We start from the raw sequence: 10,599 nt of genomic DNA, 5'->3' as shown, positions 1-10,599 counted from the left end.
GGACATGTTCGTCCCTCGCTCAGGTAAGGGAAATCAACGCCAGCGCCAAGGCAATGGCATCGCCGCGGGTAGCGCGGATGCGCAGTTTGGCCCCGGCCAGCGCCCGTTCGCGCTGGGCTGCGCGCAGCAAGGCAAACCGTTGCGCCAGCTCCGGTGGAGCACCCGCGATCGCGCCTGCCACGGCGGTGTATTCATCATCTGTCATCAGGTCCGGGATTAGCATGCGCGGCGCGCCTTGCAGCGTCCAGCCACAGCCCTGGCCCGGCTCCGGCAGCGTATCGAGCCATGCTAGCGCCTCGCCGGAGGGATCGTCGGCCGGCCAGGTCTTGAGCGCGAGCGCAGCGGCAACCGGTGCGAAGCGTGCGTGCAGGAGCTTGGCCAGCGTACCGTCGGCCACTGCCAGCGCCGCTACCCAGTCGCCCACCACTTTGGCCAGGGCCTCCCAGCCGGCGTCGTCGCCCGGTTGCACCAGCCGGACAGTGGCCAGGGCATAGCTTGGGAACAGCTTTGCCACTTCGGCCGGGCCATCGGCCGCACCCATTTCGGCCTCGGCCAGGGCCTTGAACAGGAGCGCCAGCGGGGTCAGGTCGTCTAGGCGGGCAGCATAGTGTTCGACCCAGCGCGCGCTCCACCCGCCGGGCAGGCGCAGGGTAGCGCCGCGCAACCACGGATCGGGGGCGAGCGACAGCGCCAGGGCCTGATCGAGGGCAACCGGTGAACCGAGGGGGCTGACGCTCACCCGCAATATTGGAGCCGCCTGGTCGGGCACCAGCGCGGCATCGACCGTCCACTCGGGCGAGAGCAGGAAGGTGGTGACAAAAGGATGGCCCGCAGGCGCAGGCGCCCGGCCGATGCGTGCCAGCGCCGTGTGCGCGGCGCGCGGACACAGCACGTTGCCCTCGGCCTCCAGTACCAGCTCGTACATGACGCCCGGGTCGGGCACCCTGGCGATATCGCCGTCCCACAACTGTGCCGTCACTTCATCAGTGGTGTCGCAGTAGCGCAAGGCGGGCAGCTCGAGCGCCAGGTGCGGATACTTCACTTCCCCGGTAGCGATGATGGGCAGCGGCGGGACAACCAGGCCTTTCCAGGGGTGCCCGTCCTTGGGCTCGGCCAGCGTGCCGCTCACTTGCACCAGCCGTGCGGGAGCGTCCGGCAGCCAGGTAGTGACCGTTTCGGCCACTGCGCTGCCGGCCGCTGCCGACAGCGACACACCGTGGCGGTACCAGTGCGGCAGGTGGCGCAAGACACGAACCTTGCTGTCGGCGGGCGGATCGCCCAGCAGGCGTGTGATTTCGCCGAGCACCTCTGCGTCAACCCTGCTGGTGAACTCCCTGCTGTCGCGCTGCACGGGTTCGAGTACGCCCAGTTTCACGAATTGTTCGCACCATGCCTGGTCGGACGGCGTGAGCACGAATGACGTGAGCGAACCGGCCACCGACAGCGCGCGCGCGGGCATCGCGTTGCTCTTCGACAGGCGCAATTCCGAATGGTGGCGCACCACCACGGGCAGGTATTCCCCGGGGTCGGTGCCGGCGCGCGAGAAGGCAGCCTCGCGCAGTTGCTCGGCGCTGCGCGGCGCGCCCTCGCGCTCCCACGCTTTGCCATCGGTCCACCAAACGCTGTCGCCAAGACGCCCGACCGTGAGCACTTCCGGCGGCTGCATGGGCGCGGTGCGCTCGATGGTTGAAATCACATAGCGGTGCTGCTTTTTCGGCGACGGGTCGACGATGCCTTCTTCGCGCTTGTGTTTGAGCAAGGCGTCGAGCGGCGCGCCGTGGCCGGCGTCGCGCAGCATGCGGGCGTAGCGCCACTGCGGCAGTACGGCAAATGCCCTGGTGCGCGCATAGCCGTCCGCTTCGGGCAGCATGATCGACAGCCGTCCGGCGCTGTCGCCCGACACCTGCATCGGCTCAGATGGCTCGACCGCCGCGAAGGCGAGCGCGGCCCCCCTGCCGGCGGGCGCGGCTGGATCAGCGGCATACACGAAGAAGCGCCGATTCAGTTCACGCCATTTGTCGGTGACCGCCTTGTCTTCGCCGTCCTGCGGCTTGTAATCGGGACCAAGGGCACTGAGCAAATAGGTAAGGAAGCGGTGCCGGCCAGGATCGGTCTGGTCGTCCCAGCCCGTCCAGTCCTCAAAGCGGCCGAAGGCGTCGACCGAACCGCCGCGCAGGGCCCCGACGCCAGGACGGCGATCGAGTTCACCGTGGAAGCTGGCATCGGCGCGCGTTCGCAGGATCACCGTGGGCGCCCGCCGGCCAGCACTGCCGCTTTCCAGCCGCGCGATAAAGGTCCTCAGGCTGATTCCGTCAATCCTGTCCGAGCGCACCAGTTGCGGTATGTAGACGTCCACGCCGGTCAGCGCCTGGTCGGATGCCTCGTTGGACGGTCTATCCCAGACCACATATTGCAATTCCGGTTTGATCGATGGCCGCAACGACAAGCGCACCATCGCCAGCCCCTCGTCCTGCAGCAGGAATTGGCCCGTATGCCGCGACATCTCCCCCAGTGCGTCCGGCACCGTCGAAAACTCTTCGCGCTCCATCATGCCGCCCGGCTGCAGCAGCACCTCCACCATCAGCTGCGGCAGCGAGGCCGTATACAGCTTGGCCAGCGCATCATCCTTAAGCGCCAGTGCGAGCTGGTCGTGCAGCCGGCGCGCGCTTAGGAAAACGTCATCGACCGGATCATACAAACGAACCGTCACTCCCAGTCCCAGGCGATCCAGCATGGCCCACCCGTAGGGGTCGAAGGCTTCCTCGGTCACCGCGAGGAACTGGTGCACGTTGTCTGCCTGGACCACCGGCGCCGGCCTACGGTCAAGGTCGAGCAGGCGCTCGCGGTTGCTTCCCGTCTCCTCGAGCCGGCGCATGCGCGCCAGCAGCGCTTCGAGCAGAGGATGCAGCTCGCGCTCGAAATTCATGGCCACCGTTTCATGCAGCGAAGCGCTGTCCGGCACTTCCAGCCAGCGCGGCGTCATTTGCAGCGACCAGCCGCGCTTGAGGGCCAGTCCGTAGCCGTTCGCCGACTCTGCGCCGGACGGCTCCGCGCGCAGCCGCCGCAGGGCGGCACGCAAGCCGGAGGCGACATCGGCGCGGCCCGGTGCGCGGCAGAGCAGCCGGGTTCCCTCGGCATTGAGGCGCCATGGCGATTCCTGGTGCGGATCGAGCGAAAACTTCCACACGATGCCGGTGCCGCCTGTCATTGCCAGCTCGATATGGTCGGGGGCGCCTTCGCGCAGCAGAGCCTTGATCAATTCGGAAGACGGCTCGGGCAGCGGCTCACGCCGGATATCGGGCCATGGCCAAACAATGCGCGACTCCGCAGGCGAATACCACACGCCACCGGCCAGCCGGCGCCCAGCCTGGCTCGGATAGCGTACCTTCCAGTTGCTCGGTTCGCCCACTTGCGACGGCGTGAGCGGCGCACCTTCGGTCTCCAGCAAGCGGGCCAGCGTATGGCGCTGCACCCGTCCCGATTTCCATTGGGCCGGATCGTCCGCGCGCGCGCCGCTGTCGAGGTTCAGGCTGACCACCTCGAACCCGGCCAGCAGCCGGTGGCGCGCCAGCGCGGCGGCGCCGATGCCGCTCGGACGCAGGTTCCATGACAGCTTGGTGACGCCGCCGAAATCGGGATGGACGACGCTGCTGTAGTCGAGTCCGCAACGCGGCTCGCGGAATGCGGCCCGTCCCGGGAGGACATGCAGGTCGCGGCGCGCCACCGGGTCGAGCAGGTGCTCCTCCTCGGCCAGCGGCATGCGGACCATTTCGAGCGCATCGACGCGAGTCATCAGGTTTTGCTGCGCGCCGTTGGCAGCCATGACGACCAGGCCCAGCTCCACCGGCACCAGCGGCGACGCCGCGATTTCCACGCGATTACGCTTGACAAAACGCTGCGCCAGCAGCGTCCAGGCGCGCGGGTCGGCTGTGTCGGCCAGGTGCGCGATCAGCGCGGGATCGTTGACAGGTGCATGCCGGTCCTCCTGCCCCGCGCCGGTGGGAGCGGGAAATTGCAGGTCATTGTTGGCGGGCCATTCGAATATGAGGTCGCCCCGGCGCGCCGTGCGGGCGCCGCCGATCGCGCCGCCCAGCGCGCGGTCGGTGTGGCCGTCGGTGCCGTACTCGCCCACGGGAACGATGGCCTCGCTGCGTAACAGCAGGCGCCAGAACCGCACGTCACCCGGGGCAACGACGTCGGCCCCGGTCTCGAGGCGCAGCAGCAGCTCGGGAGCCTTCAGTTTGCCGGTCTTCGGATCGGGAAGCGGATCGACCTGCATGATGGCCGAGGCGCGCGTGATCGGGGTCAGTTGCGGCATCCCGATACGCTGTGCCATGAAGTCGCTGCATGGGCGCGAAAGCGTGTCGCTGACGCACACTGCCGTTACCGAGTAGCGCAGCACGGCATTGCGGCTGCGGTCGAACAGGAACTTCTTGTCCCCCTCGCTCATGTCGCCGAATTCATCGGTGTACTGCCAACTGCAGCGTTCGACGGTGCGGCGCGAAGCGTCGGCCTCTTGGACCACCCGGTCGGCCCGCTTGAACGTGATGTTCTTGGCCTCGCCGCGCTGCTCTCCGTCGACCTCGATCCAGCGCCGCAGCTTGTAATGCTTTACAAAGTATTCGGGCTCGATTTCGTGATCCCATTGCAAGTCCCAGTCAAGACGCGCCTTGTTGTCCTCCAGGCGGCAGTCTGGATTGACGAAGCTTGGCGGCTTGACCGAGAAGCGCAGGTGCGGCGCGTTGAACATCTCGCATGCCGCCGAAGTCCCGTCCACTGCAGGATCTTCGATACGCTTGCGCACCGTCGGCCTGGCTCCCTGCGGGACGCTGAGCAGGCGCGCTAGCTCAAGCGGCACCAGCATCGTCAGGCCGACATGTGCCACGTGAGCCTCGTCGGTCACGCTGCCGTCGGCGGCGAGCTGGAACAGGTCGGAGACAAATTTCTGCATCAGGAAGTCGCGCGCCTCGTGGCAACGGCGGTCGGCGGGGTTGGCTGCGATGTTGCGGTTGTAGCCGTGCTCCTGGCGGTCATGCTGCTCTTGCGTGGTGCGAGCGGAGCGCACGATCCGGGCCCCCTCCATGATGGGCGGGCGCGCGCTCGGCTCCAGGTAAGGCTTGGCCAGGCTGGCCTCGCCCACGTTGCCGGCCATGGTGCGAAACGCTGCAAAAAACAGCTGTTTCAGGTTGGCCCGGCCCGCTTTGTCGGCCGGCACGCCGGCGCTATCCTCTGTGCTTTGCGAATAGCCAAGTTCCCGGCTCCACTCGATGTTGCTGGCCACCTCGAGATGGCCCGCCGCGAAGGTGTGGGGTCGCCAGCTGCCGCCGCTGAACACATAGCAGGTATGCCCCACCGCGCTGTCCGGGAACGCGGCCACGTGGTCGGGCGCCTTGTTTGCCTCATCGGCATGCGGCGCCGCGTAGAACGACGAGCGCTGCTTGCCACCCTTCACGGCCGGCCTCGCATCGAGAGGCAAGAAGGTCAGGTAAACCCACTGTTCGAGCTTTGGCAAAGGATTGCCGATGGCGGCGGGCTGGACCTTCGGATAGGTCAGCACGATCTGGAAATCGGTGGGGCCGATCGCGAGCCCTTCGACGATGGGTCGCGCCGGCTGGCCGGACAAGGGATCCTGATGCGGGACCGGCGCCAGCGTATGGTCCCCTGGGAGGTTGACAGCACCAGCCACGGCGCGCGCCTCGCGCCGCTCCGCGCCGATGCTGCTGGCCGCATCGTTGGCGGCATCCTGCTGCCCGATGTCGGGCGTCACCGAAGGGACTTCCTGCATCAGGCCCAGGTTCATGAAACGGCCCACGCGTGCCGATGCATTGTCCACCAGGCCGGGATTGATGGACAAACCAACCGACAGGCCGAGCGAACGGCCGAAGATCGACACGGCGATGGTGGCGCGTACCCGCGTCCCCATTTGCAGGTCGCCCTGCAACGCTAGTTCCGCCACCACGTCGATCTGCAGCTGCAGCGCAAACGAAACCCGGATCGTGATCTTGCACAGCCAGGCATCGATTTCCAGCCAGGCCGACACTTCGAACTTTACCTGCACTTGCAGCGAGAACAGCGAGTAGTACAGCGAATTGCCAACGTTGCGCGAATCGAGGAAACCGATGATGCGCGCAATCAGGGCCGCGCTGACCGAAGCGCTCACCGCCACGCCGACCACGCCGGCGTCAAGCCGGGCTGACATGCTGAAATCGAGATTGCCTTCCAGGTTCAGCCCGGCCAGCACCGCGCCTTCGTGGATGCGGAAGATGGCCCCGCCGGCGACACTGACGTTCACGCCCGCGAAATTCTTGGACCAGGTAATGCGGTTCGGCCAGCCTAGTTCAAAATGCAGCAGGCCGGGACGGATATACAGGGTCGCTTCATACTGCACTTCCGATAGCGCATTCTTGAACTGCTCGGGCAGGGCCAGCCGGTCGCCAATCTTGGCGCCCGGGTTGCTCTTGACGCGCGCCAGAAACTCGCTGCGCGCACCGGCCAGCAGCACATAGCCGGTCAGCGCCTGCTTGCCGGCCAGGTCATTGCTGGTAAGGTGACGGCCCGCATCCCAGTCGTGGTAGTTGTAGCCGAGCCAGATGTTGGCGGTCATGAGGAATGTGCTCTTGCGCATGGCCGCGACCACGTTGAGCAGCATCACATTGGGCAGGTCCTTCTCCTCATCCTTCTTCCACACCAGCGGTTCGGCCGGCGCCGAGGCGCTGCTCATGGAGATGAACAGGCGCGCCACCAAGGTCAGGTCGCCGCGCCGCGAAGTGATCCAGCTTTCGTAGCGCGCCGGTTCGAGCGCCGTGGCAGCGATCCTATCGACGCCCTTGATCATTTCGGTCAGGCTGGTGGCGCTGTCGATCTCTTCGATCCCAACATAGGTGAAGTGAAATCCAAGTCCCAGCCCCGCTTCGCGCAGGTAGATTGGCACCGGTCCGAGCTGGAAATAGTAGCTCAGGCGCTGGGCCTCGAGGTACACAAACCAAGCGCGCTTGCGTTCGCCATTCGGGAACTCCAGTTCCACGAACCCGAACGAGGCGGCGATCGGCGGCAGGCCCTGGATCGCCACCCGGCCCTGGCCGATGAAGCCCTTGCCGGGTATCCTCGTGGCCGGCGCTTTCGATACCAGCAGGTTGGGCATGTCGCCGTCGACCGCCACCACTTTGCCTTCGACCTCGAGCGCGCTGCCCAGGCGCAGGGCCAGTCCCAGGCCTTCGCACGCCACTCGCGGCAGGAAACCGCCCTTCTCCGGCGTGGCGATGAACAGCTTGTGGAAATCGCACTCCGCGCGCACCACGTCGCCGGTCGCGGCAAAGCTGATCTGGCCGCCGATGACGATCGCCGCCGGGCGGTCGCTGAAGGCCCGGCAGCGCGGTTCCAGGCCGATGCAGCGTACCTCGAAGGTAAACATGCCGAACAGGGTGGCTTTGGCCGGCTCGTCGAGCGCCACCACGAACGACAGGTTGAGCTTTTCCAGTTCGCGCGCGATCACATCGGACGCTCCGCAAACGGGACAATCGGTGAACTTGAGCTCTACCCCTGCTAGTTTCTTGAGCATGCCGTTGGCCAGCTCCGACGCTTCAGGCTGGAACAAGGCGCTGCCGCTGATGAAGGCGCAGAAGTGCAATCCGCCGCCATCGTCGAACACGCGGATCGACAGGGCTTCGAGCGTAAACACGAAGCTGGTTTGTTCGTTGCGAATCGGCTTGCCGCGGCCCAGCAGGTCGATCGCGCCGTTGAGCAGCCCGACACTGCCATTCTTGCGAGTGCCGAAATCGAGCGTCAGCTTGACGTCCACGTCGCCCACCAGGGCCGGCGGCAGCTTGCCCTGGGCGGACAGCGAGAACGCCTCGATTCGGCCGCCCTGCACCCGGATCGCCGCCTTGTTGAACTTGAAATCGGTCTCCAATCCATTCAGGCGCAAGGTGTAGGGAGCAGCCAGGCTTGCCTCCAGGTCGAGCCCCCCGCCGTGCACGACCAGTTTGCTGACATGGAAGCGCAGCGGCTTGCCTTCTGCATCCTTGCCCAGGCTAGTGAGATCGAGCACCATCGTCAAGGCGTCGTTCAGGTACATGCGGGTGTCGGCGCCGGTCATGTCGAGTACGAACTGGTCGCCCGTCACGGGAACGTTCGGGTCGCTCTTGTTGATGAAGCTCGCCTTCATGCCGAGCAATTCGAGCGGTTCGTTGTCGGGGACGGAAATCTTGATTGCGCCGCCGCGCACATTGGCCGTCAGGCGGCGCGCGTCCAGTTCGATCGTCAGATTCGATTTGACCTTGCTGCCCATGGCCTTGAGAGTGACGGTGGCCTCACTCGTGATGAAACCATCTTGCAGCTTCGCGGGCTTCATGTCGTCGATCTGAATGTACTGTTTGAGCATGTCGCCCAAGCCGCCACCGTCAGCTGCCGGCTCCTCGGCAGGCGCGGCCAGGAATGGCAGGAAGCGCTGCTTGGCCAGGTCCAGGTCGAAGCGGGCATCGACGTCCAGCATGCCATCGAGCTTGTCGGTCAGCCGGTAGCCGCCGAAAGCGACGGTCGGCGCCGTCTCGAAATCTGGCAAAGGCGTTTCCAGCGCATAGAAAAAGACGGCCTGCCCCTGGCGGATGCCGAAGGGGACAAAGCTGAAGCGCCCGGCCGCTTCCGGCCGCGTCTTGACCTCGATCCTGATCAGTTTGGGCGCCGGCTTGCCGGCGCTCGCGGCGCCGGGAGCCTCGACAGCGGCCGCCTCGCTTTCCTTGTCGCCACCGCCAAACCACAAGTCGCTGCTCATGGTCAGCAGTTCCTGCTGGGCCGCATCGACAGTCGCTACCAGATAGGCATTGCGCTCGCCATCGCGCAGATCGATCAGCAGCGCCAGTTCGATGTCGGCCGGCGCGCTGACGGCCAAGGTGGACGTATCGAACAGCGGCTTGACGCCTGTGCCCGCACGGCGCATCCCTACCAGCACTTGCTGCAGATGACCGCTGCGCTGATCGAGGACCAGCGTGACGTCGAGCCTGCTCAGCGCCTCGGCTGCCTTGCGCAGCAGCGAGAACAGCGCGCGCAGGCCGGACTCGACGATGCGCGCCAGTCCGGCCAGGCCTTTGACGAGCGCCCCCAGGATGGCCGACAGGATGTCGACCAGGGTATCGAGTTGCGGGGCCGGCAGCGACGGCAAGTCGAGGTCGAGATTGAGGCTGATGCTGCCCGGCAGCGACAGGCTTTGCAACAACCCCGTCAGTGACACGGTGCCGCCCTGAATGCCCAGCTCGATTTCGCGCGGGATGGGGGGGGCGTTGTTGATGGTCACCGTGGGCACGAAGCCGGAATCGTCGAAAGGCAGCTGCAGTCGCAGTTCCAGTTTCTTGGTTGGCTGCAGGGTAGGAAACACCGTCAGATTCTGGATCAGCACTCCTTTGAGCGCTCCCACGTTGGCGTCAACTTCGAAAGCGAGCTGCAGGCTGCCCGCGCCAAGGGCGAGCGACACGCCGCCAAGGGGGGATGGCAGCGCAGCTGCCGGGCGCGCGGCCCACTCGATCACATCAGGGCGGGCACTGAAGCCGGCGATCGTCACCACCCCCGAATCGAAACTGAGCGTGGGACTGCCCAGCACGCAATTGCCGCCGAATACCGACACCGTGGCGTTATTGATTGTTACCGAAAATGTGAGCGCGCCAGCGGCGGGCGTATATACCAAGTTGGACAGGGTGACGCCGGTGTGCGCGACTGTCAACGGAATGCCGGGCAGTGTGGGCAGGTCGAAGGGGTAGTCTTTCGGCGCGGGCATGCTCAGCGCGCTCAAGTCGAAATTGGGGAACTCGAACTCGGGAAAACGCAGCGCGGGGACCGGCACCTGCAGGTTCAGGCGCGGGATCGGGCTGGTGGCTAGGACCGTCAGGCGCCAGGCGGTACGCGCCTGCACGGCGATCCCGGCTTGCATGATGCCGGAGGTGGCGGCGACTTCGATGATCGCTTCCAGCCCGGCCTGGCTGTCGAGCATGCACACGTTCAGATTCAGCTTAACCGTACCGACGTAATCGAGCGAGCCGGCGGGAAATGGCACCAATCCCAGGAAGCGCTGCGCCATATTGGCATGCAGAGACGCACTCGAGAGCCGGTTGACCAGCGCCTGCCACTGCGCTTCGAGCTCCTGGGTTTGCTGGCTCACTTCGCGCGCGGCGATGGCGCGCACTTCGGCCAGGGTCGCCAGGCGCTTGGCGCCGCTTTGCGTCACCAGCAGCCGTTCCGGCACGGTTACCGGCCACGCCAGCATGACCTCGACCTTAGCGCCGCCCGGCGCGCGCAAGCGCAGCATGGCGTTGCCGTTGGCAGCATGGTCTAGGTCCAGTCCAAAATGGGTGGCCGGATTTCCTGTCACTAGGGTAATGTGCACGGCTACTCCTCAAGAATGACGGGCATGCGCGTGCACCGGCCATGGCATGGCCATCGGGCGACGCAGGTGAACAGGTGGAAGGCGCGAAAGCCGGCGCTAGGTAGAAAGCGCAGGCGGGCCGGTTTCGTCAGCTGGTGAGAGGAAGAAGCAAGTGGAAACCGGTTGCAAGGGCATTGCTGATCTCCGATCAACGGTCAACGTACAACGACGCGGTTGACTGATCCTAC

1 protein-coding gene is annotated in these 10,599 nt (G+C 65.9%); it reads right to left on the bottom strand.

Translation table 11 applies throughout. From position 1 onward, the window contains the following. Window positions 1-19 precede the first annotated feature (19 nt). On the bottom strand, window positions 20-10,372 hold the full coding sequence (locus EWM63_RS24660; protein ID WP_130188884.1) for a hypothetical protein: 10,353 nt from the start codon (window positions 10,370-10,372) through the stop codon (window positions 20-22). Between the last annotated feature and the right edge of the window lie 227 nt (window positions 10,373-10,599).

The organism is Pseudoduganella lutea, from assembly GCF_004209755.1.
Classification (GTDB): domain Bacteria; phylum Pseudomonadota; class Gammaproteobacteria; order Burkholderiales; family Burkholderiaceae_D; genus Rugamonas; species Rugamonas lutea.
This window is presented reverse-complemented; position numbering and strand designations above follow the sequence as displayed.